The 689-nt window shown below is 49.6% G+C and carries 1 protein-coding gene; it reads left to right on the top strand.

What is annotated here, in order from left to right:
* Nucleotides 1-689 (top strand): phage tail fiber domain-containing protein (locus I6F53_RS20190; RefSeq protein WP_197240945.1); only part of this gene is annotated, 689 nt, incomplete at both ends.

Consider the following 689-nt stretch of genomic DNA (forward strand, 5'->3'; position numbering starts at 1 on the left):
ATGACTCAATTGAGATTCGTCGTTTCACCTCCGCGACAGACCGTCTGGTTGACTTTGCTGATGGCTCTATCCTTCGTGCATATGACCTGAACATCTCACAGATTCAGACGCTCCACGTTGCTGAGGAAGCGCGAGACCTTACCGCTGCTACTATTGGTGTCAACAATGATGGTCACTTAGACGCGCGTGGTAGACGTATAGTGAATCTAGCGAACGCCGTGGATGACCATGATGATGTTCCGCTTGGTCAACTTAAGACCATGGACAAGAACTCATGGCAGGCGCGTAATGAGGCCCTACAGTTCCGTAATGAGGCTGAGACTTTCAGAAATAAAGCGGAGGGCTTTAAGAACGAGTCCAGCACCCACGCTACGAACGCAAAGCAATGGCGCGATGAGGCTAATGAATTCCGGAATGAAGCCGAGCAGTTCAAGAATACTTCTGGACAATATGCAGCATCTGCTGGTAGCTATGCTGGCAACGCTAAGGATAGCGAGGACGAAGCACGACGAATCGCTGCGAGTATCCGGGAATATGGTAAATTTGGCTATATTACCAGTCGCTCCTTCGAGAAAGGCTTCAACGTTACAAAATGGAACGAGGTACTGCTATGGGAAGAGGATGGTGAGTATTACCGCTGGGGCGGTATTCTTCCAAAGAACGTTCCTGCTGGTTCAACTCCTGAAACG

The sequence above is a fragment of the Pseudoalteromonas sp. SWN29 genome (assembly GCF_015864465.1).
GTDB lineage: Bacteria > Pseudomonadota > Gammaproteobacteria > Enterobacterales > Alteromonadaceae > Pseudoalteromonas.